General features: G+C 66.8%; 29 protein-coding genes and 1 riboswitch. Of the genes, 17 read left to right on the forward strand and 12 right to left on the reverse strand.

What is annotated here, in order from left to right; translation table 11 throughout:
• Positions 1 to 118: 118 nt before the first annotated feature.
• Positions 119 to 259: a DUF1127 domain-containing protein gene (locus QUV18_RS10425; protein WP_300893849.1), complete on the reverse strand. Its 141-nt coding sequence runs from the start codon at positions 257 to 259 to the stop codon at positions 119 to 121.
• A gap of 323 nt (positions 260 to 582) precedes the next feature.
• Here QUV18_RS10425 and QUV18_RS10430 point away from each other — a divergent pair, with 323 nt between their 5' ends.
• Positions 583 to 1,683: an Mrp/NBP35 family ATP-binding protein gene (locus QUV18_RS10430; protein WP_300893850.1), complete on the forward strand. Its 1,101-nt coding sequence runs from the start codon at positions 583 to 585 to the stop codon at positions 1,681 to 1,683.
• Between the two features lie 39 nt (positions 1,684 to 1,722).
• On the forward strand, positions 1,723 to 1,992 hold the full coding sequence (locus tag QUV18_RS10435; RefSeq protein WP_300893851.1) for a hypothetical protein: 270 nt from the start codon (positions 1,723 to 1,725) through the stop codon (positions 1,990 to 1,992).
• A gap of 81 nt (positions 1,993 to 2,073) precedes the next feature.
• Here the strand turns inward: QUV18_RS10435 and QUV18_RS23565 are convergent, their stop codons facing one another.
• Entirely contained in the window at positions 2,074 to 2,991 is a 918-nt protein-coding gene (locus tag QUV18_RS23565) for a peptidoglycan-binding protein (protein ID WP_366914635.1), read from the reverse strand.
• Between the two features lie 39 nt (positions 2,992 to 3,030).
• Complete coding sequence (locus tag QUV18_RS10445; protein WP_300893852.1) at positions 3,031 to 3,426, reverse strand: OB-fold nucleic acid binding domain-containing protein; 396 nt, start codon at positions 3,424 to 3,426, stop codon at positions 3,031 to 3,033.
• Positions 3,427 to 3,552: 126 nt separating this feature from the next.
• Here QUV18_RS10445 and QUV18_RS10450 point away from each other — a divergent pair, with 126 nt between their 5' ends.
• Positions 3,553 to 3,876: a 2Fe-2S iron-sulfur cluster-binding protein gene (locus tag QUV18_RS10450; protein ID WP_300893853.1), complete on the forward strand. Its 324-nt coding sequence runs from the start codon at positions 3,553 to 3,555 to the stop codon at positions 3,874 to 3,876.
• Positions 3,876 to 4,706 carry an FG-GAP-like repeat-containing protein gene (locus QUV18_RS10455; protein ID WP_300893854.1) on the forward strand — a complete coding sequence of 277 codons (831 nt, stop codon included), beginning with the start codon at positions 3,876 to 3,878 and terminating at the stop codon, positions 4,704 to 4,706. Before QUV18_RS10450 ends, QUV18_RS10455 begins: the two co-directional genes overlap by 1 nt.
• A 115-nt stretch (positions 4,707 to 4,821) precedes the next feature.
• Here QUV18_RS10455 and purD read toward each other — a convergent pair whose 3' ends face one another.
• Complete coding sequence (gene purD, locus QUV18_RS10460; protein ID WP_300893855.1) at positions 4,822 to 6,084, reverse strand: phosphoribosylamine--glycine ligase; 1,263 nt, start codon at positions 6,082 to 6,084, stop codon at positions 4,822 to 4,824.
• Between the two features lie 142 nt (positions 6,085 to 6,226).
• Here purD and QUV18_RS10465 point away from each other — a divergent pair, with 142 nt between their 5' ends.
• Both QUV18_RS10465 and xseA read left to right on the forward strand, forming a co-directional pair.
• Positions 6,227 to 6,787 (forward strand): type 1 glutamine amidotransferase domain-containing protein, encoded by a 561-nt coding sequence (locus QUV18_RS10465; RefSeq protein ID WP_300893856.1) that lies wholly within the window; start codon positions 6,227 to 6,229, stop codon positions 6,785 to 6,787.
• Between the two features lie 45 nt (positions 6,788 to 6,832).
• Positions 6,833 to 8,323 (forward strand): exodeoxyribonuclease VII large subunit, encoded by a 1,491-nt coding sequence (gene xseA / locus QUV18_RS10470; protein WP_300893857.1) that lies wholly within the window; start codon positions 6,833 to 6,835, stop codon positions 8,321 to 8,323.
• 93 nt (positions 8,324 to 8,416) lie between these two features.
• Here xseA and QUV18_RS10475 read toward each other — a convergent pair whose 3' ends face one another.
• Together QUV18_RS10475 and QUV18_RS10480 are read right to left on the reverse strand one after the other, a co-directional pair.
• Entirely contained in the window at positions 8,417 to 8,812 is a 396-nt protein-coding gene (locus QUV18_RS10475) for a hypothetical protein (protein WP_300893858.1), read from the reverse strand.
• A gap of 32 nt (positions 8,813 to 8,844) precedes the next feature.
• Positions 8,845 to 9,909: an alkane 1-monooxygenase gene (locus tag QUV18_RS10480; RefSeq protein ID WP_300893859.1), complete on the reverse strand. Its 1,065-nt coding sequence runs from the start codon at positions 9,907 to 9,909 to the stop codon at positions 8,845 to 8,847.
• A 164-nt stretch (positions 9,910 to 10,073) separates the two neighbouring features.
• Between QUV18_RS10480 and QUV18_RS10485 the strand changes: the two genes are divergently transcribed.
• A complete protein-coding gene (locus QUV18_RS10485; RefSeq protein WP_300893860.1) occupies positions 10,074 to 11,759 on the forward strand; it encodes an NAD(P)H-dependent oxidoreductase subunit E in 1,686 nt (561 codons plus the stop codon).
• Positions 11,760 to 11,771: 12 nt separating this feature from the next.
• On the opposite strand, the gene QUV18_RS10490 is transcribed toward QUV18_RS10485, so the two are convergent.
• Positions 11,772 to 12,014, reverse strand: coding sequence for a hypothetical protein (locus tag QUV18_RS10490; protein WP_300893861.1), 243 nt, complete (start codon positions 12,012 to 12,014; stop codon positions 11,772 to 11,774).
• A gap of 97 nt (positions 12,015 to 12,111) precedes the next feature.
• On the opposite strand from QUV18_RS10490, the gene QUV18_RS10495 reads away from it, so the two are divergent.
• Positions 12,112 to 12,732, forward strand: coding sequence for a lysoplasmalogenase (locus QUV18_RS10495; RefSeq protein WP_300893862.1), 621 nt, complete (start codon positions 12,112 to 12,114; stop codon positions 12,730 to 12,732).
• 58 nt (positions 12,733 to 12,790) lie between these two features.
• A complete protein-coding gene (gene ftsY / locus QUV18_RS10500) occupies positions 12,791 to 14,206 on the forward strand; it encodes a signal recognition particle-docking protein FtsY (RefSeq protein ID WP_300893863.1) in 1,416 nt (471 codons plus the stop codon).
• 5 nt (positions 14,207 to 14,211) lie between these two features.
• Here the strand turns inward: ftsY and QUV18_RS10505 are convergent, their stop codons facing one another.
• Complete coding sequence (locus QUV18_RS10505) at positions 14,212 to 14,694, reverse strand: MgtC/SapB family protein (protein ID WP_300893864.1); 483 nt, start codon at positions 14,692 to 14,694, stop codon at positions 14,212 to 14,214.
• Between the two features lie 76 nt (positions 14,695 to 14,770).
• On the opposite strand from QUV18_RS10505, the gene QUV18_RS10510 reads away from it, so the two are divergent.
• The 3 genes from QUV18_RS10510 to QUV18_RS10520 are packed head-to-tail and all read left to right on the forward strand — an operon-like array spanning position 14,771 to position 16,791.
• Complete coding sequence (locus QUV18_RS10510; RefSeq protein ID WP_300893865.1) at positions 14,771 to 15,244, forward strand: hypothetical protein; 474 nt, start codon at positions 14,771 to 14,773, stop codon at positions 15,242 to 15,244.
• Between the two features lie 22 nt (positions 15,245 to 15,266).
• Positions 15,267 to 16,169, forward strand: coding sequence for an EamA family transporter (locus QUV18_RS10515; RefSeq protein ID WP_300893866.1), 903 nt, complete (start codon positions 15,267 to 15,269; stop codon positions 16,167 to 16,169).
• A gap of 10 nt (positions 16,170 to 16,179) precedes the next feature.
• Positions 16,180 to 16,791: an inner membrane-spanning protein YciB gene (locus QUV18_RS10520; protein ID WP_300893867.1), complete on the forward strand. Its 612-nt coding sequence runs from the start codon at positions 16,180 to 16,182 to the stop codon at positions 16,789 to 16,791.
• Between the two features lie 298 nt (positions 16,792 to 17,089).
• On the opposite strand, the gene QUV18_RS10525 is transcribed toward QUV18_RS10520, so the two are convergent.
• Positions 17,090 to 18,031: a DUF726 domain-containing protein gene (locus QUV18_RS10525; protein ID WP_300893868.1), complete on the reverse strand. Its 942-nt coding sequence runs from the start codon at positions 18,029 to 18,031 to the stop codon at positions 17,090 to 17,092.
• A gap of 128 nt (positions 18,032 to 18,159) precedes the next feature.
• Positions 18,160 to 18,238: riboswitch (SAM riboswitch) on the forward strand.
• A gap of 60 nt (positions 18,239 to 18,298) precedes the next feature.
• Here QUV18_RS10525 and metZ point away from each other — a divergent pair.
• Positions 18,299 to 19,480: an O-succinylhomoserine sulfhydrylase gene (metZ, locus tag QUV18_RS10530; protein WP_300894152.1), complete on the forward strand. Its 1,182-nt coding sequence runs from the start codon at positions 18,299 to 18,301 to the stop codon at positions 19,478 to 19,480.
• 198 nt (positions 19,481 to 19,678) lie between these two features.
• On the opposite strand, the gene QUV18_RS10535 is transcribed toward metZ, so the two are convergent.
• Positions 19,679 to 20,113, reverse strand: a complete 435-nt coding sequence (locus QUV18_RS10535; protein WP_300893869.1) for a hypothetical protein — start codon at positions 20,111 to 20,113, stop codon at positions 19,679 to 19,681.
• 81 nt (positions 20,114 to 20,194) lie between these two features.
• On the opposite strand from QUV18_RS10535, the gene QUV18_RS10540 reads away from it, so the two are divergent.
• On the forward strand, positions 20,195 to 20,719 hold the full coding sequence (locus tag QUV18_RS10540) for a MarR family transcriptional regulator (RefSeq protein WP_300893871.1): 525 nt from the start codon (positions 20,195 to 20,197) through the stop codon (positions 20,717 to 20,719).
• Here QUV18_RS10540 and QUV18_RS10545 read toward each other — a convergent pair.
• Together QUV18_RS10545 and QUV18_RS10550 are read right to left on the reverse strand one after the other, a co-directional pair.
• Positions 20,716 to 21,246 carry an SRPBCC family protein gene (locus QUV18_RS10545; RefSeq protein WP_300893872.1) on the reverse strand — a complete coding sequence of 177 codons (531 nt, stop codon included), beginning with the start codon at positions 21,244 to 21,246 and terminating at the stop codon, positions 20,716 to 20,718. The two genes, QUV18_RS10540 and QUV18_RS10545, sit on opposite strands and share 4 nt — an antisense overlap.
• Positions 21,239 to 21,577, reverse strand: a complete 339-nt coding sequence (locus QUV18_RS10550) for a metalloregulator ArsR/SmtB family transcription factor (protein ID WP_300893873.1) — start codon at positions 21,575 to 21,577, stop codon at positions 21,239 to 21,241. Before QUV18_RS10550 ends, QUV18_RS10545 begins: the two co-directional genes overlap by 8 nt.
• 167 nt (positions 21,578 to 21,744) lie before the next feature.
• On the opposite strand from QUV18_RS10550, the gene folE2 reads away from it, so the two are divergent.
• The 3 genes from folE2 (at position 21,745) to QUV18_RS10565 (ending at position 23,971) form a co-directional block, all read left to right on the forward strand.
• Positions 21,745 to 22,851, forward strand: coding sequence for a GTP cyclohydrolase FolE2 (gene folE2 / locus QUV18_RS10555; protein WP_300893874.1), 1,107 nt, complete (start codon positions 21,745 to 21,747; stop codon positions 22,849 to 22,851).
• Positions 22,852 to 23,042: 191 nt separating this feature from the next.
• On the forward strand, positions 23,043 to 23,618 hold the full coding sequence (locus tag QUV18_RS10560) for a hypothetical protein (protein ID WP_300893875.1): 576 nt from the start codon (positions 23,043 to 23,045) through the stop codon (positions 23,616 to 23,618).
• Positions 23,619 to 23,746: 128 nt separating this feature from the next.
• Positions 23,747 to 23,971 carry a hypothetical protein gene (locus QUV18_RS10565; RefSeq protein WP_300893876.1) on the forward strand — a complete coding sequence of 75 codons (225 nt, stop codon included), beginning with the start codon at positions 23,747 to 23,749 and terminating at the stop codon, positions 23,969 to 23,971.
• Positions 23,972 to 24,095 lie beyond the last annotated feature (124 nt).

A 24,095-nucleotide genomic window follows, 5' to 3' on the forward strand; every position in this document is an offset into this window, starting at 1 on the left:
TACGCAGCTGTTTGGACCAGAAGGTCCGTTGTTTTGGGCGACGACACCAGGGAGGAGGAGAGGTGCCGCCGCCATTTCCGGATGTCCCAGGGAGGAGGAGAGGGACACCCGAACCTTGTTATTCGCCGTAGATTGCCTCCCGCGCCTTGGCGCGGATGCCGGACCGGTGGATACCGAGGTCGGCCAGGGTGGCCGCGTCCAGCTCGGACAGTTCGCGCACGGTTGCGCGATAGGCGAGGTAGTCGTATGCCGCTTGCATCAGGTGATGCGCTGCAGCGCTAATTTCGATCGCGAGGCCCGTTCCTACGGCACCTTTCCCGCTTGTGTATGCCATCTCCGGCTCCGTCTTCTTTCCTGGTGCCCGAGGGCGTCGTCTTTTTATGTCGTCTTGTTGAGTACTAATTTACGCAAATGCTGCAGCTGCACAATACCTAGAAAAGCATTGCTGCTATGCAGAAAATGCATAAGCAAAGCTGACCTAAAATAAGGCAAGAAGACTGTTTTTTAAGCTGGAAATATCTACCCCTTGCAGGTGCAGAAAAATCTGCCACCTATTGCAGCAGAACTGACGGGAGAATGGGCATGACCGATATCCGCGCTGCGATCGAAGCCGAGCTGAAGCGGCTCGAGCTCCCCGACGGCGGCAACCTGATCTCGCGCGACATGGTGCGGGCGTTATCTGTCGAGGGGGGAGTCGCACGATTCGTCATTGAGGCTCCGAGTCCCGAAATCGCGAAAAAGATGGAGCCGCTGCGCGCCGCGGCGGAGCGTGCGGCCGCCTCGGTGGAGGGGGTCGAGCGTGCCTCGGTCGCGCTGACGGCGCATGAGCAGAGCGCCAAGGCGCCGCCGAAACCCGCCGGCGGGTCGGACGAGGGCGCGCCCTCGCTGAAACTGGGCGGGCATCCGAAGGGCGGGCAGGCCTCGATCCGGCCGGCCTCGGTGCGCTCGCTGATCGCCGTAGGCTCGGGCAAGGGGGGCGTGGGCAAGTCGACCGTGTCGTCGAACCTTGCCGTGGCGCTGGCGAAACAGGGCCGCAAGGTGGGGCTGCTGGATGCCGATATCTACGGCCCCAGCCAGCCGCGCATGATGGGCGAGAGCAAGCGCCCGGCCAGCCCCGACGGCAAGATCATCGAACCGCTGAAAGCGCATGGCGTGACCTTCATGTCGATCGGCCTGATGCTCGACCCAGACAAGGCGGTCGTGTGGCGGGGGCCGATGCTGATGGGGGCGTTGCAGCAGATGCTGAGCCAGGTGAACTGGGGCGAGCTGGACGTGCTGATCGTCGATCTGCCACCGGGGACGGGCGACGTGCAGCTGACGCTGAGCCAGCGGGCGCAGCCCACGGGCGCGCTGATCGTGTCGACACCGCAGGACGTGGCGCTTCTGGACGCGCGCAAGGCGATGGACATGTTCAACACGCTGAAGACGCCGATCCTTGGCCTGATCGAGAACATGTCGGTGTTTCACTGCCCTGAATGCGGCTACGAGGCGCATATCTTCGGCCATGGCGGCGTGTCGAAGGAGGCGGAGAAGCTGGGGATACCGTTCCTCGGCGCCCTGCCCATCGACCTTGATACAAGGCTGGCCGGTGACGAGGGCAAGCCCATCGCGCTGGGCGACGGCCCGATGGCGCAGGCCTATGCAAAGCTGGCCGACCGGCTGGTACAGGGCGGGATGGCCTGACCCGCTGTTCGGCGGCCCGGATCGCGCTAGGTCAGGGGCATGCTGATCGCGGTCATCTGCATTTACATGGGCGTCTGGGTCTGTGCGTATTTCGCGGCGCAGGCGGACGGGCGGGTGCGGTTCGCGGGGCTCTACGTGGTGGCGGTGCTGGTGTTGCCGAACTTGTTCGGGCTGGCGTTCTGGATGATTTATCAACGGGTTGACGGCGAGGGCGCGGCCGATCTGACGCGAATGGTGATCCTGGTCGGGGCAGGGCTGGGCCTTGTCTTCTACCCGCTGATCTATGTCCGGACGCGGCGGGGTGCGTGAGAGGCGCGTGAACCGCGCGCCACGGTCGAACGGTGCACTGCGTTTCGCGAGGCTCTGGAGTCAGGTTTTTCGCGAAACGCCTTAGTTGCTTTCCGTGGAGATCGGCAGCGGCGTGAGGTTGCCGTTGTTTCGCTTCTTCTCGTCCTCGAGGGCGGCTTTCAGCTCGGCCGCGCGCCTGGCCTTCTCGGCCTGTTCGGCCTCGGCGCGGGCCTTCGCCTCGGCCTCGCGTTTGGCCTGCGCGGTTTTCTCGGCCTCGAGGGCGGCAAGGCGCTCTTCCTCGCGCTTGGCGGCGGCTTCGGCCTCGGCCACGGCCTTGGCCTGGCGGTCGGCCTCCTTCCGGGCCTCCTCATCCTTCTCGGCCTCGAGACGGGCGATCTTCTCGGCCTCCTTGCGGAGCGCGGCCTGCTCTGCGGCGATCCGCGCTTCCTCGGCCTTGAGGATCTTTTCGGCCTTCTCGGCGGCCTCGAGCCGCTTTTCCTTTTCTCCGGGAAGCTCGACCGGGGAGAGGCCCATCTGCCGGGCGGCGGCCAGCGAGATCTTGGCCGAATCGAGCCCCTGCGGTTTCTGGTAGGCGCGGATGGCGGCCCTGGTGCCGCCGTCCATCTCGCCGTTGATCGGTCCGCGGTAATGGCCGCGCGCCTTGAGCGCCCGTTGCAGGGAGGTGTTGAATTCCGGCGTGAGCTGGTACTCGCAGGGGGTTTCGAACCAGGTGGCCTTGCGCGGCTTGACGATCTTCTGCTGGGTTTCCGTCTTGTAGACGGCGGGCGTGCCGGCGGTGCCGTCGGTCGCGAGCCCGGCAGGCTGGACGACGACCTGTTCGGTCACCGTTTCGATGACGGCGGGGGTTTCGTCCTGCGCCCAGCAGGTGCCGGGCTGGGCGCCGGGGGGCGCGTCGCGGGCGACCACTTCGGCGGGTTCGGCCATCTCGGGCAGGCCCGCCTGGCAGGCGCCAAGCAGGGATGTGGCCGCAACAACGGCTGGTAACAGGTTGATTTTCATGCTCGATGCCTCTTGCGGGCGGTCTTCTTGGGGCGCAGTCTAGCCGGTTTCGCCCTCGCGGGGAAGCGGGCAATCGGGATCGAGCAGCCGGTCTAGCAGCGGGGACACATCCTCGATCTCCTCGGCGACCACATGAACGACGCCGGCCTCGCGCTGAACCCGGCCGGTGACCCGCAGCAGCCGCCCCGAGATCACCGCCCGGCGGAAGCGTTCGTACATGTTGCGCCAGACGACGATGTTGACCACGCCGGTCTCGTCCTCGAGCGTGAGGAAGATCACGCCCTTGGCGGTGCCGGGGCGCTGGCGCAGGATGACCAGCCCCGCCACGGTGACGCGGGCGCCGCCCGGCGGCTCGTCGAGCCGGTCGGCGACGAGGGCCGCGGGCGGGCGCGGCCAGTCTGCGTAAAAGGCGGGCAGGGGGGACATGACTTTCATGAGAACGAATATAGAACATCCGGGATTTGTCGCAACTCCCGGCGCGTCCTGTCGCAAATGGGGCTGGCCTCTCCTACATGGCTTGGCTAGGAACCATTGAAATCCGAGGCGAGGGAGACCGCAGTCATGGCGAAAATCACCTATATCGAGCACAACGGCACGGAACATGTGGTCGAGGTGGCCAACGGGCTGACCGTGATGGAAGGCGCGCGCGACAACAACATCCCCGGCATCGAGGCGGATTGCGGCGGGGCCTGCGCGTGCTCGACCTGCCACGTCTATGTCGACCCGGCCTGGGTCGAGAAGCTGCCCGAGAAGGACGACATGGAAGAGGACATGCTCGATTTCGCGTTCGAGCCCGACCCGGCGCGCTCGCGCCTGACCTGCCAGCTCAAGGTGACGGATGCGCTGGACGGGCTGGTGGTGCAGATGCCCGAGAAGCAGATCTGATGCGCGCGCTGGCGGCGGTTGCCCTCGGGCTTCTGCTGCCGGCCGTCGGCTGGGCCTGCGAGGCGCGGACCGGGGGACATGGCCTGCCGGGGCGGGTTGCCGAGGCAGAAGTGGTCAATACGAAACCCGGTGGCGGTGTGCATGAGGGCTGGCTGCCGAGAGGCGCCCGGCTGGTGATGCATGCGGGGTTTTTGCAGGAAACGGACGAATACGGACATGGCGTGCTGGGCGACCTGCGCGATGCCAAGGCACTGACCATTCACCTGCGGATACTCGGCGATAGCCGCATCACTTGCCCGGCGGAGGTGATTCTTCCACAGGGCGAGGTGTTCGAGGATATCGCGCCGCGGCTGGCGGATCTCGACGGTGACGGGCTGCCCGAGATCGTCGTGGTGCAGTCGAACGCGCGGAAAGGGGCGCGGCTGGCGGTCTATGACCGGCGCGCACGGCTGGTGGCGGCGACGCCGAATATCGGGCAGCGGCATCGTTGGCTGGCCCCTGTGGCGGTGGCCGATCTTGACGGGGACGGGCATGTGGAGCTGGCCTATGTGGACCGGCCGCACCTGGCCAAGCGGCTGCGGGTGTGGCGGTTTCGCGGTGGTAAGCTCGAGCACGTGGCGGATGGCGAGGGGTTCACCAATCACCGGATCGGCTGGGATTTCATTGCCGGCGGGGTGCGCCGGTGTGGGGGCACTACGGAGATCATCACTGCCAACTCCGACTGGACCCGCAACGTGGCGGCCCGGCTCACATCAGGCCGGATCGCCCGCCGCGACCTAGGCCCCTACAGCGGCCCAAAAAGCCTCGACGCGGCAACAAACTGCCCCTGATCTTCTTCTGGCCGAAAATATCCCGGGGAGCGCCGGTTTGATGAAGCGCACCTGCGGTGCGACGGGCTGGCCCCTCGCTCCGGTCGGATGGCGCAAGCCATCCGATCAAAGAAGTTTACAAAGCCCGCCACCCGATATCGCGCCGGAACACGCCTTCGGGCCAGTCGATCTTCTCGATCATCCCGTAAGCACGGTCGGCCGCCTCGCGCAGGGTGGCTCCCCGCGCCGTGACGTTCAGCACCCGGCCGCCGGTGGCGATGACCTGGCCGTCCTTCCGCCCCGTTCCGGCGTGAAAGACCATGTGGAAGCTGTCTTCAGGAACGTCCTCCAGCCCCTTGATGACGCTGCCTTTTTCGTAGGCGCCCGGGTAGCCGTCGGCGGCCATGACCACGGTCATGGCGTGATCCTCGGCCCAGTTGACGCGGGCCTCGACGAGGCGGTTTTCGGCGGCGGCGTGGAGCAGGTCGAGCACCTGTGCGCCGAGGCGCATCATCAGGACCTGGCATTCCGGGTCGCCGAAGCGGACATTGTATTCGACGAGGCGCGGCTCGCCGTTCTTGATCATCAGCCCGGCATAGAGGACGCCCTGGTAGGGCGTGCCGCGTTTGGCCATCTCGCGCAGGGTGGGTTTTATGATCTCGTTCAAGGCCTTGTCAGCGATAGCTGATGTCAGGACCGGCGCCGGGGAGTAGGCGCCCATGCCGCCGGTGTTGGGGCCGGTGTCGCCTTCGCCGATGCGCTTGTGGTCCTGCGCGGTGCCGATGGGCAGCGCCTCTTCCCCGTCGCAGAGGATGAAGAACGAGGCCTCTTCGCCCTCCATGAACTCCTCGATCACCACCTCGGCGCCGGCCCCGCCGAAGGCGCCGCCGAACATGTCGTCGATGGCGGCGTGGGCCTCCTCGACGGTTTCAGCGACGATCACGCCTTTGCCGGCGGCCAGCCCGTCGGCCTTGACCACGATTGGAGCGCCCTGGGCTGTCACGTAGTCCTTGGCGGCGGCGGCGTCGGTGAAATGGCCATAGGCGGCCGTGGGGGCCTGTGCGGCGTCGCAGATTTCCTTGGTGAAGCTCTTCGAGGCCTCGAGCCGGGCCGCGGCCTCGGACGGGCCGAAGACCAGCAGGCCCGCGTCGCGCAGGCGGTCGCCGACGCCCGCGGCGAGCGGTGCCTCGGGGCCGATGATGACGAATTCGATGGCGTTGCCGTCGCAGAAATTCACCACCGCGGCGCCGTCCTCGATGTCGAGCGTGGCGCATTCGGCGATCTCGGCGATGCCGGCATTGCCCGGTGCGACGATCAGCTTGTCGCATTTCGGGTTCTGCATGACCGCCCAGGCCAGCGCGTGTTCGCGCCCGCCGCCGCCGAGGATGAGAATGTTCATGGCGCACGCCTCCTTGCCCGGTTCCGGCCTCTCGATAGCGGCAGCGGCGGAAGGTGGCAAGCGGTGGAAACGACCGGGAACAGGGAGGCGTTCGGGCACGTTGGGATCACAAGAAATCCACTCCAACCAAAGGACACGCAACATGGCACGTCTCGACAACAAGAAAGTCGCCATCCTGGCCACGCATGGCTTTGAACAATCGGAACTGGAACACCCGCTGAACGCCCTGCGCGAAGCCGGGGCCGAGGTGCACGTGATCTCGCCCGAGAGCGGCGAGATCAAAGGCTGGAAAGGCAGCGACTGGGGCACGCCCGTCAAGGTCGACGAGCTGCTCGACGATGCGCAGCCCGATCACTATGACGGGCTGGTGCTGCCGGGCGGGCAGATCAACCCGGACCTCTTGCGCGCGAACCCGACCGCTGTCGAGTTCGTCAAGGCGTTCTGGGCCGCCGGCAAGCCCATCGGCGCGATCTGTCACGGGCCCTGGCTGCTGGTCGAAGCGGGTGTGCTGAAAGGCAACAAGGTGACCTCGTACCACTCGATCAAGACCGACGTGATCAACGCCGGCGGCGATTGGGAAGACAGCGAATGCGTCTGCGAGAACGGCCTTGTCACCAGTCGCAACCCCGACGACCTGCCGGCCTTCAGCGCCAAGATGATCGAAGAGATCGCCGAGGGCCGCCACGACAAGCGCGCCGCGTAAGCGCGGGCGCTTTCCATCGCGGATCAGATCGGGCATGAATGGGTCATGTCCGATCTGATCGATGACCCGGCCCCGGGTGAGAATGCCCCCGAATTTTCCGTCTCCGAGCTGTCCGGCGCGGTCAAGCGCGTGGTGGAGGGGGAGTTCGGATTCGTCCGTGTCAGGGGCGAGGTGGGCCGCGTATCGCGGCCACGGTCGGGGCATATCTACCTTGACCTGAAGGACGACCGGGCCGTTCTGGCCGGGGTGATCTGGAAAGGAGTGTCCCAGCGTCTGGCGGTGCAGCCGGAGGAGGGGATGGAGGTTGTCGCCACCGGGCGACTGACCACGTTTCCGGGGCAGTCGCGTTACCAGATCGTCATCGACGACGTGAAGCCCGCCGGGGTGGGCGCGCTGATGGCGCTTTTGGAGAAGCGCAAGAAGGCGCTGGCGGCGGAGGGGCTGTTCGACGAGGCCCGCAAGAAGAGGCGGCCGTATCTTCCTGAAATCATTGGGGTTGTTACGTCGCCCTCTGGGGCGGTGATCCGCGATATCCTGCATCGTCTGCGCGATCGGTTTCCGCGCAAGGTGCTGATCTGGCCGGTGGCGGTTCAGGGTGAGCGCTGTGCGCCGGAGGTGGCGAGGGCCATCGAGGGGTTCAACCGGCTGACGCCCGGGGGCGCGTTGCCGCGGCCCGATCTGCTGATCGTGGCACGGGGCGGTGGCTCGGTCGAGGATCTGTGGGGCTTCAACGAGGAGATCGTGGTGCGGGCGGCGGCGGCGTCCCAGATCCCGCTGATTTCCGCCGTGGGGCATGAGACGGATACGACGCTGATCGATTTCGCGTCGGACGTGCGGGCGCCGACGCCGTCGGCGGCGGCGGAGCTGGCGGTGCCGGTGCGGCTGGATCTGCTGGCGTGGTTCGACAACCAGGAGGCGCGGCTGACCCATGCGCTGACCAAGGGGATCAGCGACAGGGGGCAGCGGTTGCGCGACCTGGCACGGGCGTTGCCGCGGGTCGAGACGTTGCTGGATGGGCCCCGGCAGAGGCTGGATGGCTGGGCCGAGCGGTTGCCGAATGCGCTGACCCGGTCGGTGCAGCTCAGGCGGGTGCAGCTTTTCGAGTGCTCCGGCGCGTTGCGGCCCGGCCTGCTGCGGCGGGCGTGGGAGAGTGACCGGCGGCGGCTGGAGACGGCGGTGGGCCGGCTGAGCACGGGGGCGATCGAGCGGGATATCGAACGAAAATCGCGGGATCTGACGGCGCTGTCGCGGCGGCTGTCGGATGCCGGAACGCGCCAGGTGCAGCGCTGGCGCGAGCGGATCGACGGGCTGGAGCGGCTGCGCGAGACGGTGGGCTACGAGGCGACGCTCAGGCGCGGCTATGCCGTGGTGCGGGGCGATGGCGGCGTGGTGACGACCAAGGCGGCGGCGGAGCGGGTCGGGACGCTGGAGATCGAGTTCGCCGATGGGCGACTGCCTGTGGTTTCCGGCGGTGGCGGGGCCCTGAAGCGGACGAAACCGAAGCCGGATGCGCCGGACCAGGGGTCGTTGTTTTGAGTCTTACGGCACGATCCGGAAATGTCAGGAATTGGAAATCATCCTGGTGATTTCAGCGATCAATTCGCCCATCCGCATCGCGAAAGGACAAGCCTAGACGCCGACGTCGGGCCCCATGCACATGAGCGGTTCATCCGTCTGGCGCACTTCGTAAAGCTCGGTCTGAGCCGGGTCGTTCTCGAACTGGGCGATCAGCCCGCCGGAGCGGCGCGTGAAGCTCCAGCATTGCGGATCGGGCTGGTTGTCGTAGACGAAGCAGATCAGCCCGTCGTCCTCGTACCAGACGCCTTCCTGGCACTTGCCGTCGAGAAAGGTCCAGCGGACGCGGCGGTTGGCGAGGTATTCCTCGGCCCCGTAGGGTTCGCCGCGCGAGCCGTAATAGAAGGTCTTGCCCTTGGTGTAGGCTTCGAACTCTCCGGCATCCATGACGTCCGCCGAGGCGGGCAGGGGCAGGGTCAGCAGGCAGAGGGACAGAAAGATTTTGCGCATGGGGCGAGTTTGGCAGATGCGATGGCGGGGCGCTAGACGATTCCGACGGCGTCGGTGCGGGTTTCGGGCGACGTGGCGTCAACCGGCTGCCAGCGGTCGCAGCGCGGGTTCATCATGCGGAACCAGAGCGGCGGGACCATGGCGATGGCGGCCATCACCGGCAGCGAGCGGGGCAGGCAGGGCATGGCCGAAGGGTCGAGCTGCAGTGCCGGGTAGGGGCGCGAGGGGGTGACGTGATGGTCGGAATGGCGCGGCGCGTTGACGGTGAGGGCGGATGAGAAGATATGCGGTGCGTTCCAGGAGTGCCGGGGGCCGACTGGTTCGGGCTTGCCATTGGGGAGCGTGCGGCGGCAGAGGCCGTAGTGCTGGACGTAATCGGACATAAGGATTTGCAATTGCGCGTAAATCGCCATGGCGAGGAGCGCGGCGAGCCCGGTGGGCCCGGCGATGAGGAGGGCCGCCGCCATGGTGGCGAGGGCGCCGCCCACGTAGGTGATATAGGGGTGCAGGCCGGGGTTCGAGGCGTTCCGGCGGCGGCGGTTCTCGGCGCGGAGGCCGGCGAGGAAGGATTGCCGGCCGACGCGGAGGGCGAAGCGGTAGAAATTCTCGCCCCGCGGCGCGCTGTTGGGGTCGGCGGCGCTGGCGACGTGGACATGGTGGACGAGGAGATGCGCGCTGGCGTGGTGGCCGACGAGGAGGGTGGTGTACATCCAGCGACCGAGATGGCGGAGCATGCGGTTCGGCTTGTGGATGAGCTCGTGCGCCACGGGGTGGGAGATCTGGCCGAAAACGAGGCCGCAGGCAAAGGCGGTCAGCACCCGTTCGGCCGGGGCGAGCCCGCTGGGGCCGCCGGCGGCCCATGTGCCCAGACCCAGCAGCACGAAATGGCCGAGGCCCAGCAAGGCAAGGAGGGGCGTGGCGGCGGGAAACTCGGCCTCGGGGTCGGTGTTGCGGATGACGCGGGGAATGAGCCTGTCCATCAGGAAGACGAAACCGGTGAGGTAGAAGGCAGCAAGCCACGGCCAGGCGCCGCCGAACAGGGCGGCGAGGCCCGCGAGGACGCAGGCAGACACCGTGACGCCGGCGAAGAGAAGCATCGTCAGCCGTCCTTTCGCCCCGAAAGACCAGATACCGAGGATGTCTACTACACCCGCAGTAAAGGAAACCACAACGCTTCCGGGCGCTTGTTTGTCGTTTTTGGCCTCGCGTTGTTGTCGAGCCACCGGTAGAACCCGGGCAACCACGTCAGAGGAGGTGTCGGATGGCACTGGATGAGCGCAAGGGTGTCTGGAAATCGGGGCGCGGCAAGGGCCGGCGCACGCCGAAGGGCCGTCAGCTCGAGGACCAGGCGTGGGAGGACGTGCGCGCGCTTCTGGGCGACGGGCCGCGGCGGACCGATCTGCTGATCGAGTACCTGCACCTGATCCAGGATGCGTTCGGCCACCTGTCGGCGGGGCACCTTCGGGCGCTGGCCGAGGAGCTGCGGATCGCGCAGGCCGAAGTCTATGAAGTTGCGACGTTTTACGCGCATTTCGACGTGGTGAAGGAAGGCGAGACGCCGCCGCCGGCGCTGACCATCCGGGTGTGCGATTCGCTGAGTTGCGAACTGGCCGGGGCGCAGGAGCTGAAGGCTGCGCTTGAGGCCGGGCTGGATGCGTTGGAGGTGCGGGTTCTGCGGGCGCCCTGCATGGGGCGCTGCGATACCGCGCCGGTGCTGGAGCTGGGGCACAACCATATCGACCATGCGACGCCGGAGAAGGTGAAAGCGGCGATAGCGGCGGATGACACGCACACGCATTTGCCGGAATATCAGACACTTGCGGCCTATCGTGAAGGTGGCGGGTATGCCACGCTGGCGGAGGTGCGCAAGAGCGGGATATTCGAGGATATCCAGCAGACGCTGCTTGATTCCGGGATACGGGGCCTTGGCGGCGCCGGGTTCCCGTCGGGCCGGAAATGGGGCTTCGTGCGGGCCGAGAAGGGGCCGCGCTACCTGGCCGTGAACGGCGACGAGGGCGAGCCGGGGACGTTCAAGGACCGCTTTTACCTTGAACGGGAACCACATGTTTTCCTTGAAGGAATGCTGATTGCCGGCTGGGCCGTGGAGGCCGAGACCTGCTTCATCTACATGCGCGACGAATACCCCGCCGTGCTGGAGATCCTGCGGCGCGAGATCGCGGCGCTGGAAGAGGCGGGGATCGTGGAGAAGGGCTATATCGACCTGCGCCGGGGCGCGGGGGCTTATATCTGCGGCGAAGAGAGCGCGATGATCGAATCGATCGAGGGCAAGCGGGGGCTGCCGCGGCATCGCCCGCCCTTCGTGGCGCAGGTGGGGATCTTCGACCGGCCGACCCTGGTGAACAATGTCGAGACGCTTTACTGGGTCACCAAGGTGCTGCGCGAGGGCAAGGATGTTCTGGCGGGGACCGAGAAGAACGGGCGGAAGGGGCTGCGCTCCTACTCCGTTTCTGGCCGGGTGAAGAAGCCGGGCGTGCACCTGCTGCCGGCGGGGTCGACCATTTCGGACGTGATCGAGGCCGCGGGCGGGATGCTCGACGGGCATAGGTTCAAGGCGTATCAGCCGGGCGGGCCGTCATCGGGGCTGTTGCCCGCGTCGATGGCGGATGTGCCGCTCGATTTCGACATGCTGCAGGAGCATGGCACGTTCATCGGCTCGGCGGCGGTGGTGGTTCTGTCGGACAAGGACAGCGCCAAGGAGGCCGCGCTGAACATGCTGCGGTTCTTCGAGGATGAAAGCTGTGGCCAGTGCACGCCGTGCCGGGTGGGCTGTGAAAAGGCGGTCAAGCTGATGGAGGCGGACCGCTGGGATCAGCCGCTGCTGGAAGAGCTTTGCCAGGCGATGGGCGATGCGTCGATCTGTGGCCTGGGGCAGGCCGCGCCGAACCCTATTCGCCTGACGATGAAGCATTTCCCGGATGAGGTCTGAGGGGTAAGCCCCTCAGATCGCTTTGAAAAGCCGCTGGAAGAGCCGGCCGCCGACGCGCGGCATGCCGACCATGTAGATTATCACCAGCGCGAAGAGGATGATCGCGGGCAGGCCGTTCAGTTCGAACCCGCCTTCGGTGGTGTCGCCGGTGACGGTGGCGATGATGAAGCCGAATATTAAGAAACTGAAAAACAGATCGAGAATAAAGGCGACGACGACGCGCCATGTTGCAGGTCTGGTTGTGGCTTCCGACATTTTTGTCCCTCCGCAAGCCTTGGAATGTCGGGACTTTAGCGGGAGTTTCGCGTCAGAAGAAGCAAATGATTAGCGGGCGAATGGTAAATAACCGGTAATGGGTACGTTCCTTGCCATCAGTTGCGTCGTGTCGGTGGCCTATGGGCTGTGGTTTTGTCACAGGCCGGTGACGGCGTGGCGGAGCATGGTGAAAACCGTGCCGGTGGCGATGCTCGCGGTCTGGGCGGCGCTGACGGGCGGGCCGGTGTGGCTGGTGGCGGCGCTGGGGCTGTCGGCGGTCGGGGATTACGCGCTGTCGCGAGAGGGCGAACCGGCGTTCCTTGCGGGGCTATGTGCCTTTGCGCTGGCGCATGTGGCGTATATCGGGCTGCTGTTCGGGCTGGTGGACGGGATGCCGCCCGCGGTGCCGCTGATGGCATTGCTGGCGCTGGCGGGGTCCACGGAGCTTTGGCTGGCGCCGCATACGGGCGAGATGCGCTGGCCAGTCAGGGGTTATGTTGTCCTGATCACGGTGATGGCGGGCTGTGCGCTGGCCTTGCCGGGGGCGTTGTGGCTGGCGGCGCTGGGGGCGGGGGCGTTCGTGCTGTCGGATACGGTGCTGGCGGTGCAGTTGTTCCGGCGGGACGTGGCGGCGCGGGTCGACAGGGTGCTGTCGGTGGCGCTTTGGGCGCTTTATTATGGCGCGCAGGTGATGATGGCGGTGGCGCTGGCGGGCTGAGGCTTCCAAATCCCCGGCAATGGGATTAGGTGAAAAGGGCAGGCAACCCGGAGGGCCCATGGCGTTTTTCTCAAAGCTTAAGGAACGCTTGTTCAAATCTTCCTCGAAGCTGGAGGAGGGGCTGGACGCGATCGTCGAGGACGGGGGCGAGGAGGAGGCCGCGGCGCCCGAGCCATCCGAGCCATCCGAGCCGCGCGAGCGGCCCGATGCGCCGCCCGAGGACCCGCAGCCCGATTTGCCGGAGCCGTCCGAGGCGCCGCCGGAGGCACCGGAGCCCGACCTGCCGCAACCGCAGGAGGCCCCGCCGGAAGCGCCGCAGCCGGACCAGCCGCCGGTGCCGGATGCGCCAAGGGAAGACCCGCAGCCCGACCTGCCGCCCGCGCCCGGATCGCCCCCTGAGACACCGGAGCCGGACCTGCCGGAGCCCGCGGAGCCGCCGCAGGAAGTGCCGACACGCGACGTGCCGCCGGCGCGGGACGTGGCGCCCGAGGCGATGCCGGCGCCCCTGTCCGAGGCGATGCCGGCGCCGATCCCCGAGCCCCTTCCGGGCCCGCAGGGGGAACTGGCGCCGGAGGCCGCGCCGCGGCCGGGATTGCTGGGGAGACTGTTCGGCCGGGGCGAGGCGAAGACGGTGGTGCGCCGGGCGCTGGATGACGACATGCTGGAGCAGCTCGAGGAGTTGCTGATCACGGCGGACATGGGCGTGGATACCGCGCTGCGGGTGACCGCGAACATGGCCGAGGGGCGGATGGGCAAGCGCGTGTCCAGCCAGGAGATCAAGGAATTGCTGGCGACCGAGATCGCCCGGATCATGGAGCCGGTGGCCAAGCCCATGCCGCTTTACCCCAACCGCCCCCAGGTGGTGCTGGTGGTGGGTGTGAACGGGTCGGGCAAGACCACGACGATCGGCAAGCTGGCGAGCCAGTTCAAGGCGGCGGGCAAGTCGGTGGTGATTGCCGCGGGCGACACGTTCCGCGCCGCGGCGGTGGAGCAGTTGCAGGTCTGGGGCGACCGGGCCGGTGTGCCGGTGCTGACGGCGCCCGAGGGCTCGGACCCCGCGAGCCTTGCGTGGGACGCGATGGACAAGGCTCAGAAGGATGGCGCCGACCTGCTGATGATCGACACGGCCGGGCGGCTGCAGAACCGGGCCGATTTGATGGAGGAGCTGGCCAAGATCGTGCGCGTGATCCGCAAGAAGGACGAGAGCGCGCCGCATAACACCCTGCTGGTGCTGGATGCGACGACGGGGCAGAACGCGCTGTCACAGGTGCAGACCTTTCAGAAGCTGGCGGATGTGAGCGGGCTGGTGATGACCAAGCTGGACGGCACCGCCAAGGGCGGCGTGCTGGTGGCGCTGGCCGACAAGTTCGGGCTGCCGATCCATGCCATTGGCGTGGGCGAGCAGATCGACGACCTCGCGCCATTCGATCCGGAGGAGTTCGCCGCCGCGCTGACCGGGCTCGAGGCACGGTGAGCCGGTCAGTGGGTGCCCATCCACATCTCGATCTGCCTGAGCGCGAAAAGCACGACGATCACGATGGCGGTGGCCATGGCCGCAAGCGACATCTGGCCCGCCCCGCAGCCGAGGCCGACCGCGCCCGCCAGCCAGAGCGAGGCGCCGGTGGTGACGTTCTGGACCTCGCCCTTGGAGGTGAAGATCAGCCCGGCGGCCAGGAAGGCGACGCCGGCGGTGACCGCCTCGATCATGCGGATCGGGTCGTTGCGCTGTTCGCCCGCGCCGCCGAATTCGAGGGCGGAGAGTTCCTGCCCGATGATGACGAAGAGGCACGCGGCGACCGAGACGAGGATATGGGTGCGCAGGCCGGCGGGTTTCCGGCGCCATTCCCGCTCGAGCCCGATCAGCGCGCCGAGCACGCAGGCCGCCGTGAGCCGGGTGAAGGCGAGCGGCGCCGGCACGACCGAGAAATTATGGGTGAACATATCGGCGAAGTGGTCGATCATGGTGTGATTTGTCTCCTACCTGACAATGCAACGAATTTGCGGGCCTGCGGTTCCGGGAGCGCGGCGAGGGGGCGGCATGGCCGGTAAGCCGGGGGCAATGGGCGGGCTGACCCGCGTGGCGGTGGTGGCGTTCGTGCTGGTGATGGCGCTGATGCTGGTGCCGGGCTATCTCGAGCGGTGGTCGGCGGAGCCGCCCGCGGAGGCGGCGTTCTACGTCCGGCAGGCGGTCGACAGGAAGGCGCGGGTGTTCCACGGCGACGGGAGTTTCGGGCGGATGCCGTCGGAGGTGCGGTTCGGCAGGGTGACGGCGTTTTCCTGCGAGGGCTCGGACGCGGCGCGGCGGGAATACGGCTGGAGGGGCGCGCGGGAGGTGATGTTCGATTGCCCCGCCACGTTCGAGGATGCCGAGGGCAACGGCTATGCGTGGGTGTTCCGGCTGATCCCCGAGGATGACCCGACCAACGAGCCGTCGCCCGAGGGCTACCGGACGATGCATATCCCCTCCGAGGAGGCGAGGGAGATACTGACCGAGGGCGGGCTGTTCCCGTGAGTGAGCGTGTGAGTGCGTGGGTGTGAGTGACTGGCTGATTTCGCTGGAGGGGACCGAGGCGGGGCACACGCTGGCGCTGTGCCTGGCGGTGTTCGCGGCGTTCCTGCATGCCGTGATGGGGGCGCTGCAGAAGGGGCGGTTCGACCCGTGGACCAGCCGGGGGGCGATCGACGCGAGCTATTTCGTGATCTCGGTGCCGCTGGCGCTGTTCGTGGTGCCGTGGCCCGAGCCGCATATGTGGCCGATCTTCGCGCTCTGTGCCGGGGTGCACCTTGTCTACAAGATCTTCCAGGGCATGGCCTATATGCGGGGCGCCTACACGGTGGTCTACCCGGTGGTGCGGGGAACGGGGCCGCTGTTTACCGTGATCGGGGCGTGGCTGCTGTTCGCAGAGACGTTCACGCCGGTGCAGTGGCTGGGCGTCGGGGTGCTGCTGGCGGGGATCTACGGGCTGGCGGTCTATAACCTGCGGACGATCCGGGTGGCGCGGGAGACGTTGCCGGCGGCGCTGGGGCTGGCGGTGATGACGGGGATCTTCGTGGCGCTCTACACCACGATCGATGCCTATGGCATCCGGGCCACGGCCAACCCGTTCACCTTCATCGTCTGGCTGTTCCTGGTCGACGGTATCTGCATTCCCATCTATGCGCTCTGGCGCTGGCGGCGGATGGCGCTGCGGCCCGAGCCCGGCGGGCTGATGGCGAGGGGTGTGCTCGGGGCCGTGGTGGCTTATATGTCGTTCGGGTCGATCATGCTGGCCACGCGGCTGGACAAGGTGGGCGAGGCGGCGGTGCTGCGCGAAACCTCGACGGTGTTTGCCGCGCTCATCGGCTGGCTGGTGCTGCGCGAGACGGTCGGCCCGCGGCGGATCGCGCTGATGACGCTGATAGCCGTTGGCGCGGTGATTGTGGAATTCGGAGGCTGAAAGGCAGGACATGGCAGGACGGAAGATCAACCAGGGGCTCAAGACGGCGCTGGAACTGGGCCCGATCATCGGGTTCTTCGTGGCGTATCTCTGGCTCAAGGACGAGAGTTTCGTCATGGGCGGGACCGAGTATGACGGGTTCATCGTGGTCACTGCCGGGTTCATCCCGGTGTTCCTTTTGTCGATGGCGATCCTGTGGAAGCTGACCGGGCATCTGTCGAAGATGCAGATGATCACGGCGGTGCTGATCATCGTCTTCGGGGGGATGAGCGTGTGGTTCAACGACCCGCGGTTCTTCAAGATGAAGCCGACGATCATCTACCTGCTGTTCGGCGGGTTGCTGGGGATCGGGTTGCTGCGGGGCCAGTCGTGGCTGGAATACGTGATGGAAGGGGTGATGCCGCTGACCCACCGGGGGTGGATGCTGCTGACGAAACGGCTGATGCTGTTCTTCTTCGGGCTGGCGATCCTGAACGAGGTGATCTGGCGGACGATGACCGAGGAGACCTGGGTTTATTTCAAGACCTTCGGACTGACGGCGGCGATCTTCCTGTTCTTCATCTTCCAGGGTGGCTTGTTCAAGGAACATGGCACGCAGGGGGAGAGCGACGACAAGGCGTGAGGGGCCGCGTGATCGACAGACCGCGGGGTGGCGATCCGACGGGAGTGGATGGCAGTTTATGCCTGCCTAATACATCCATCATAGATACGTTGCGCTCACCTCTCCCAATCGCCAGACCGTCGGGGCGGCCCCCCTATCGGCGATTGCAGGGCAATCGCCTGTCGGTCAACGGGCGATCGCGCGGCGTCGCGCCGTTGGCGCGACTTGATTCCGCGCGTTGGCGCGTGACCTAACGGAAACGCTCGTTTGGTCGGCGGTAGTTAACAAATCGTTAATGTCAGTGTGTTTCCACGCCGGCTCAGAGTGAGGCATTCCGGCGGACCGGCAACGGCACGCGCCAGTCGGGCAATTGCAGCACGCGGGACCAGCGCGGGTCGGGTCGGTCGGGGAGAATCGACCGGAGCCGGGCCTGGGAGAGCGCCTCGGGGTGGCGCAGGAGCGTGCGGTAGAGGCTGAAGACCCCCGGCCGCAGGTAGGACGACCAGTGGCAGATGCGCCCGCTGGGCGGGGCGACGGGGAAGCCGTGGGCGTTGAGCGCGCGCAGCGTGCCGGGGTGGTCGAGCTGCAGGGTGAGCGTGTTGGGCTGGCGCGGCATGGTCTGGGCCAGCGTGCCGTCGCCGCGATGGGGCGGGGCGATGAGGCGTTCGAGCAGGAAGTCGAAAAAGTCGTTCTCGCGGCTGGTGACGTTGAACACCTCCGCCGCGCAGCCGGCGGGCGTGGCGAGCGCGGCGCGGGCGCGGCCGCCGAACTCGGCCGGGTTGAGCAGGATGGCGCGGCCGACGTCGCCCTCGGCCAGGTGGGGCAGGGCGGAGAGCGCCACGCGGGCGCCCAGCGAATGGGTCAGCAGGTGGACCGGGCGGCCGGGCGCCGCGCGCCGGACCTGACGGATGAGGGTGGCGAGCGCGCGGCCGGCCTTTTCGGCGCGTTCGTAGGCCTGCCAGATGGTGCCGCGGGCGGGCCAGCCGAAGGCGAGGCCCAGCCCCTCGTCCTCGAATCCCGAGCCGAAGCCGAGGGCGCGCGGCCAGCTCAGCGCTTTCCAGCAGTCGCGGGCGGGTTCGAGGGCGAGGATATGGCGGTGCGGACAGTCGAAGGCGGCGCCGGGGGCGAACTTGAAGCCGTGGATCATCACGATCACCGGGCCGGGGTGTTGCAGCCCCTCGGCCAGCGCCGGGCCAAGCGGGCGCGGCGCGCCGTGAAGATCGGGCCCGTCGGGGCCCGCGGAGATCTGAAGAAGCGGCATACTGCTCGTAATCCCACTACATCTTGTGGCGAGGGGTTACGCGCACCATACGAAACTATTTTGAACCTATGGTTAAAGGACCGTGACAATGCCCCCGCGGGATTGACGCCGGGGCGTGCCGGGGCTAAAGCGTTCGGCGTGGCGATTTGTTACCGGATTGCGGGCCACGTAAAACAACACCGCTAAAGAGGTCAGGATGAAGGAACCCCCTTTCGCTTGGCCGCGTCGGGGGTTTTTTCATGGGCGAAAGGGGCCCGGAAGGACGGAATTATGACAGACTGGAACACACGCACGAAGCTGGTTCACGCGGGCAGCCGCCGGAGCCAGTATAACGAGGTCAGCGAGGCGATCTTCCTGACGCAGGGCTTTGTCTATGACAGTGCCGAGGCCGCCGAGGCACGATTCCTCGAGGCCGGGCCGGACGAGTTCATCTATGCCCGCTACGGCAACCCGACGGTGAAGATGTTCGAGGACCGGATCGCCGCGCTGGAAGGGGCCGAGGATGCGTTTGCCACCGCCAGCGGGATGGCGGCGGTGTCGGGGGCGTTGATTTCCATGCTCAGGGCGGGGGATCACGTGGTCTCGGCCCGGGCGCTGTTCGGGTCGTGCCTGTACGTGCTGGAAGAGGTTCTGACGCGGTTCGGGGTCGAGGTGACGTTCGTCGACGGCACGGACCTGGAGGCGTGGCGGGCGGCTGTCAGGGACGACACCAAGCTGGTGTTCTTCGAGACGATGGCGAACCCGACGCTCGAGGTGGTGGACGTGAAGGCGGTGGCGGAGATCGCGCACGCCAAGGGCGCCAAGGTGGTGGCGGACAACGTCTTTGCCACGCCGGTCTATTCCAAGGCGATCGCGCTTGGGGCGGACGTGGTGGTGTACTCGGCGACCAAGCATATCGACGGGCAGGGGCGGACGCTGGGCGGCGTGATCCTGGGCTCGAGGGAGTTCATCCGCAAGACGGTCGAGCCGTACATGAAGCATACCGGCGGGTCGATGTCGCCGTTCACCGCGTGGGTCATGCTGAAAGGCATGGAAACCATGGCGTTGCGGGTCAAGGCGCAGGCGGGGACGGCGCTGGAGATGGCGGAGGCGTTGCAGGGGCATGGCAAGCTTGACCGGGTGATCTATCCGGGGCATGGGAGCCATCCGCAGCATGCGCTCGTGAAGCGCGACATGGGGGCCGGGGGGACGGTGATCGCGCTGGACGTGAAAGGCGGGCAGGCGGCGGCGTTCCGGTTCCTCAATGCCTTGGAAATCGTCTTGATTTCCAACAACCTGGGCGATGCAAAGTCGATCGCGACGCATCCCGCAACGACGACGCATCAGCGGCTGTCGGACGAGCAGAAAGACGTTCTGGGGATCACGCCGGGGCTGGTGAGGCTGTCGGTGGGGATCGAGGATACGGGCGACCTGATCGCCGACGTGATGCAGGCGCTGGAGGCGGTCTGAGGGGGCAAAACCCGACGTCGGTATTACGTCGGTATTTTGTCGGTATTACGTCGGTGCGATATCGGTGCGGGCGGGGCTCGTCCGTCCTTGCGGACGGCCTCGCGTCGGGTGTGAACGGTGCAGTGGAGTGGTAGGAGGTGGTTGTCCGGCCTCGCGATGGTCGGATGCCGCCGGCCCCGGGGACCGGCGGGCCTTTTCTCATGCGCCGAGCGCCACCGGGGCGTGGCCTTCGCCGGCACACCATGCATTGTAGAGGTCGCGCAGCTTGTCGGTGTCGGTCCGGCTGGCCGGTGCGCCGCCCTGGTCCAGATAGGTGAGCGACCCGGTCATGGTGATCTGAATCACGACCGGTTCATCCCCCTCGCAGGACCAGCTGTCCATGTTTCCCGCAGGTTCGTAGACATAGGCGCCGGGCCCGGCGATCTCGCCGTTGCCGAGCCTGCGGCGGCCGGAGAGGTTGTAGGCGTGAACCTCGCCGCCATGGGCATGGGCGGCGATGGTGGTGCCGGGCTCGACCTTCAATTGCAGGGTGCGGTCATTGCCGTCGAGGCGCAGGATCCGGGCGGAAACGCCGGGCTCGAGCGGCATCCAGGGCAGGGTTTCGGTGTGGATGGGAGATGATGTGCGGTCCATTCTGGCCTCCTGATTTATCTCGACGTCAAGGTAAATATCAATTTGTCTCGACGTCAAGATAAATTCTGATAGGCTGGGTTCATGGCTGAAAACACTGACGAATCCCTCGATCACATCGGCCGGCTGCTGCTTCGGCGGCGGCGGGAGAGCCCGGATGTTCCGCTGGATGGCATGGCGATTCTCGGGCGGGCGAAGCGGTTGACGGCGCTGACCCGGCCGCCGATCGAGACGGTCTTCGAGCGCCACGGTATCGACGCGGGCGAGTTCGACGTGTTGGCGACGCTGCGGCGGTCGGGCGCGCCGTTCGAGCTGCGGCCGACGGAGCTGATGCGCGACCTGCTGATTTCCTCGGGCGGGCTGACCGACCGGCTGATGCGGCTGGAGGAGAAGGGGCTGATTGCGCGGCGCCGCTCGGAGGAGGACGCGCGGAGCAAGCTGGCCTGCCTGACGGCGGAGGGGCGGGCGCTGATCGACAGGGCCTATGCCGAGGACATGGCGCTGGAGGAGGAGATGCTGGCCGGGCTGACCGGGCCGGAGCGGCGCGAGCTTGCGGCGCTCCTGGCCCGGCTGTTGGCGCATTTGGAGGGCGGGGAGGCCGGCGCCTAGGTCTCGGGGTGTTCGAACTGTTCGGGTTTCGGCCACTGGTCCTCGCGCAGGACCTCGCCGGTTTCGAGGATCGACTTGAGGTTCGACAGGACCGCCGGCCAGCCGTTGCGCACGCCCTCGTCCATCATCGAGCCGGGTTCGAGCTCGGCATGGCGGACGGTGAGCCTGGTGTCGGGGCCGAGAGCCGTCAGCTCGTAGGTGACGCGGGAGAGCTTTTCGGGATTGTCGGCCTCTGTCCCGAAGGCCCAGCTCCAGACCATGCGGGTGGGCGGGTCGATCTCGATCACCCGGCCGCGCACGTCGACGGTGCCCTCGGCGTTGGTGCGGACATGTTCCCAGGGCGCGCCCTTTTCCCATGTCGAGCGGTTGTCGTGACCCCAGTAGCGGCGGGTGAGCTCGCCATCGGTCAGGCCGTTCCAGACGGTGTCGATATCGGCGCGGATGAAGACGGTGTAGACGAAATCCGACGCGGTGGGTTTGCCGGTCGAGGCGCGGGTGTCGTGGGCGGGGGTGATGTCGTCAGCCATGGCGCTTGGTTTCCTTTTTGTCTGCAGGGGCTTCGAGGCGGGTCTTGAAGTCGGCCAGCGCGTCGAGACGGGCGTCTTCGAACTTGCCGACCCAGCGATGCACGATGCCGGTCAGCGGCACGGGGTTGAGGAAGTGGCGCTTGCTGCGCCCCTGCCATTCGGTGGTGACGAGGTTGGCGGCCTCGAGGATGGCGATGTGCTTGGCCACGCCCTGCCGGGACATGGGCGCGCCCTCGGCCAGTTCGGAGAGGGTGAGCCCGCCGGTCAGGAACAGCCGGTCGAGCAGGTCGCGGCGGGTGGGGTCGGCGAGGGCGTGGAAGACATCGGTCATGGGGTGATATATGCAACCAATTGGTTGCATGTCAAGCGCGGCCGGTGAGCCGACCGGCTTCGGAAATGATCCGGGCTGTCGCATTCGGCGTAGATTTATGCGAGATTGGGATTTTCCGCCGGGACGCACTATGTGATAGACGGCAGGACAAAAGGGGATGGCCGCTGATGAATATCCATCGGACCAAGCTGGAGAACGCGCTGGACCGGGACGACGCCGAACAGGCGCTGTCGGTGCTGCGCGCGTGGGCGGCGAACGCGACCCCCGAGGAAGTGGCCGATCTCGACCCAGCCATTGCCCGGCTGCTGCCGCGCGGGGAGGTGACGAACTACCCGGCGCTGAGCCGGACCTACCCGGAGGAGTTCCAGCCCGACGACGCCTATCGCAAGTCGATGCCCGATCTGCAGAACGGCCCGGCCTCGCTCATCCGGGGGGCGAAGCAGCACCTGGAGCATGTGGGGATTTCCAATTTCCGCCTGCCGATCAGCTTTCATACCCGCGACAATGGCGACCTGACGCTGGAGACCTCGGTGACCGGGACGGTCAGCCTCGAGCCCGGCAAGAAGGGCATCAACATGTCGCGGATCATGCGGAGCTTCTACAAGCATGCCGAGAAGACCTTCAGCTTCGAGGTGATCGAGGCGGCGCTGGATGACTACATGTCCGACCTCGAAAGCGTGGATGCGCGCATCCAGATGCGGTTTTCCTACCCGATGAAGATCAAGTCGCTGCGGTCGGGTCTGGAGGGGTTCCAGTTCTACGATATCGCGCTGGAGCTGGTCGAGACCGGGGGCGTGCGGCGCAAGTTCATGCATCTCGATTACGTCTATTCGTCGACCTGCCCGTGCTCGCTGGAACTGAGCGAACATGCGCGGCAGTCGCGGGGGCAGTTGGCGACACCGCATTCGCAGCGGTCGGTGGCGCGAATCTCGGTCGAGATCAATTGCGACGCGCCGGGCTGTCTTTGGTTCGAGGACCTGATCGAGATGGCCCGCGCGGCGGTGCCGACCGAGACGCAGGTGATGGTCAAGCGCGAGGACGAGCAGGCCTTCGCCGAGCTGAACGCCGCGAACCCGATCTTCGTGGAGGATGCGGCGCGGCTGTTTTGCGAGCAATTGCAGAAGGATGCGCGGATCGGGGATTTCCGGATCATGGCCAGCCACCAGGAGAGCCTGCACAGCCATGACGCGGTGAGCATCCTGACCGAGGGCGAGACCTTTGCCGCCCAGAGCATCGACCCGAAGATCTTCAAGACGCTGTTCCACGTCGGCTGAGGCGGGGTTCGCCGGGCTTGAGCCGATGACCGGTTTCCGGGCGGTTTGCGCGCGGTTCGGCTGATTTTTGCGCGAATGTGAAAGCGTGCGCCCGTGTCGCGCGCTGCGCTGTTCCCGTGCCGGGGCGGGAGAGTTTATCCTGCTGTCACGTTTCCGCGCTATGCCGCGCGGACCACCCTAGCAGAGGATACATGACGATGTTGCCTGTCTCCGCCCCCCTGAAACTGTCGGCTGCCAGCATGCGGATGGCCGGATACGTGATCGAGAACAATTTGCGCGTGGCGCAGGTCTTCGGCCGTGCGGCGTTCCGGGCGAACCCGTTCCTGGGCCTGCCGTATAATTGTGCCGGACGGAGCGCGGTGAAGGCCGAGGAGGCGCTGGCCACGGATGCGACGCCGCCGGCCCGCAAGACGGCGGCGCCCGCGAAACCGGCAGCCGTGAAGACGGCGGACAAGAAAACGGCAGCCAAGCCGGCGCCCGCGAAGAAGGCGGAGGCGAAACCTGCGCCGGCGCCCGCGAAGAAGGCGGAGGCGAAACCTGCGCCGGCGCCCGCGAAGAAGGCGGAGGCGAAACCTGCGCCGGCGAAGAAGGCGGAGGCGGCGAAACCCGCGGCCAAGGCCGAGCCGGCAAAGGACGCGGCGAAACCGGAGGCGACGGCCGACGCGCCCAAGGCGGCCGCCGAGACCGGCGCCAAGCGCCCCCGCCAGCCCTCGGCCCCGCCGGCGATGCCGCCCAACGGCAGCGACAGCGGCAAGACCGGCGTGTGAGGCCGGGCCCGGCCGGGATGCACCAGATGCAAACCGGCCATACCGAATTTAGGCTTCTCATGTCAGCAATGCTGACCTAGCTTGAGTGGCAGGGAGGAAACCGAACCTGAACCAGACGAGGTTTCCAAATGGCTACTGCTACAACGAACTTTCATGCGACCGACGCCAAGCAAGGCGTTCTGAGCCGCTTTTTCGCATCCTTCATGCGCGGGCTTGAAGCGCATCACCGGGTGGCCTCGCGCCGCCAGGCGATCGAGAAGCTCGAGGCGAAATCCGACGAGGAACTCGCCAAGATGGGCCTGAAGCGGGACGACATTCCGTATTACGTCTTCCGCGACCTGTTCTACATCTGACCGCGTTGCGGCGGGCCGTGTTGCGGCCCGCCGGCGCCCTTGACCAAATGACGTGACGCGGATGACGGCATCGGCCGGACGCGCTTGACACTGTCAGGCGGCCCGGCCAAGGCTTCGCCTGACT

Source organism: Roseovarius sp., from assembly GCF_030373445.1.
In the GTDB taxonomy this organism is placed as follows: Bacteria; Pseudomonadota; Alphaproteobacteria; order Rhodobacterales; family Rhodobacteraceae; genus Roseovarius.

Coding starts and splice junctions, on each gene's coding strand:
- QUV18_RS10425 (WP_300893849.1), bottom strand. CDS start 259: ATGCAAGCGGCATACGACTACCTCGCCTATCGCGCAACCGTGCGCGAA.
- QUV18_RS10430 (WP_300893850.1), top strand. CDS start 583: ATGACCGATATCCGCGCTGCGATCGAAGCCGAGCTGAAGCGGCTCGAG.
- QUV18_RS10435 (WP_300893851.1), top strand. CDS start 1,723: ATGCTGATCGCGGTCATCTGCATTTACATGGGCGTCTGGGTCTGTGCG.
- QUV18_RS23565 (WP_366914635.1), bottom strand. CDS start 2,991: ATGAAAATCAACCTGTTACCAGCCGTTGTTGCGGCCACATCCCTGCTT.
- QUV18_RS10445 (WP_300893852.1), bottom strand. CDS start 3,426: ATGAAAGTCATGTCCCCCCTGCCCGCCTTTTACGCAGACTGGCCGCGC.
- QUV18_RS10450 (WP_300893853.1), top strand. CDS start 3,553: ATGGCGAAAATCACCTATATCGAGCACAACGGCACGGAACATGTGGTC.
- QUV18_RS10455 (WP_300893854.1), top strand. CDS start 3,876: ATGCGCGCGCTGGCGGCGGTTGCCCTCGGGCTTCTGCTGCCGGCCGTC.
- purD (WP_300893855.1), bottom strand. CDS start 6,084: ATGAACATTCTCATCCTCGGCGGCGGCGGGCGCGAACACGCGCTGGCC.
- QUV18_RS10465 (WP_300893856.1), top strand. CDS start 6,227: ATGGCACGTCTCGACAACAAGAAAGTCGCCATCCTGGCCACGCATGGC.
- xseA (WP_300893857.1), top strand. CDS start 6,833: ATGTCCGATCTGATCGATGACCCGGCCCCGGGTGAGAATGCCCCCGAA.
- QUV18_RS10475 (WP_300893858.1), bottom strand. CDS start 8,812: ATGCGCAAAATCTTTCTGTCCCTCTGCCTGCTGACCCTGCCCCTGCCC.
- QUV18_RS10480 (WP_300893859.1), bottom strand. CDS start 9,909: ATGCTTCTCTTCGCCGGCGTCACGGTGTCTGCCTGCGTCCTCGCGGGC.
- QUV18_RS10485 (WP_300893860.1), top strand. CDS start 10,074: ATGGCACTGGATGAGCGCAAGGGTGTCTGGAAATCGGGGCGCGGCAAG.
- QUV18_RS10490 (WP_300893861.1), bottom strand. CDS start 12,014: ATGTCGGAAGCCACAACCAGACCTGCAACATGGCGCGTCGTCGTCGCC.
- QUV18_RS10495 (WP_300893862.1), top strand. CDS start 12,112: ATGGGTACGTTCCTTGCCATCAGTTGCGTCGTGTCGGTGGCCTATGGG.
- ftsY (WP_300893863.1), top strand. CDS start 12,791: ATGGCGTTTTTCTCAAAGCTTAAGGAACGCTTGTTCAAATCTTCCTCG.
- QUV18_RS10505 (WP_300893864.1), bottom strand. CDS start 14,694: ATGATCGACCACTTCGCCGATATGTTCACCCATAATTTCTCGGTCGTG.
- QUV18_RS10510 (WP_300893865.1), top strand. CDS start 14,771: ATGGCCGGTAAGCCGGGGGCAATGGGCGGGCTGACCCGCGTGGCGGTG.
- QUV18_RS10520 (WP_300893867.1), top strand. CDS start 16,180: ATGGCAGGACGGAAGATCAACCAGGGGCTCAAGACGGCGCTGGAACTG.
- QUV18_RS10525 (WP_300893868.1), bottom strand. CDS start 18,031: ATGCCGCTTCTTCAGATCTCCGCGGGCCCCGACGGGCCCGATCTTCAC.
- QUV18_RS10535 (WP_300893869.1), bottom strand. CDS start 20,113: ATGGACCGCACATCATCTCCCATCCACACCGAAACCCTGCCCTGGATG.
- QUV18_RS10540 (WP_300893871.1), top strand. CDS start 20,195: ATGGCTGAAAACACTGACGAATCCCTCGATCACATCGGCCGGCTGCTG.
- QUV18_RS10545 (WP_300893872.1), bottom strand. CDS start 21,246: ATGGCTGACGACATCACCCCCGCCCACGACACCCGCGCCTCGACCGGC.
- QUV18_RS10550 (WP_300893873.1), bottom strand. CDS start 21,577: ATGACCGATGTCTTCCACGCCCTCGCCGACCCCACCCGCCGCGACCTG.
- folE2 (WP_300893874.1), top strand. CDS start 21,745: ATGAATATCCATCGGACCAAGCTGGAGAACGCGCTGGACCGGGACGAC.
- QUV18_RS10560 (WP_300893875.1), top strand. CDS start 23,043: ATGACGATGTTGCCTGTCTCCGCCCCCCTGAAACTGTCGGCTGCCAGC.
- QUV18_RS10565 (WP_300893876.1), top strand. CDS start 23,747: ATGGCTACTGCTACAACGAACTTTCATGCGACCGACGCCAAGCAAGGC.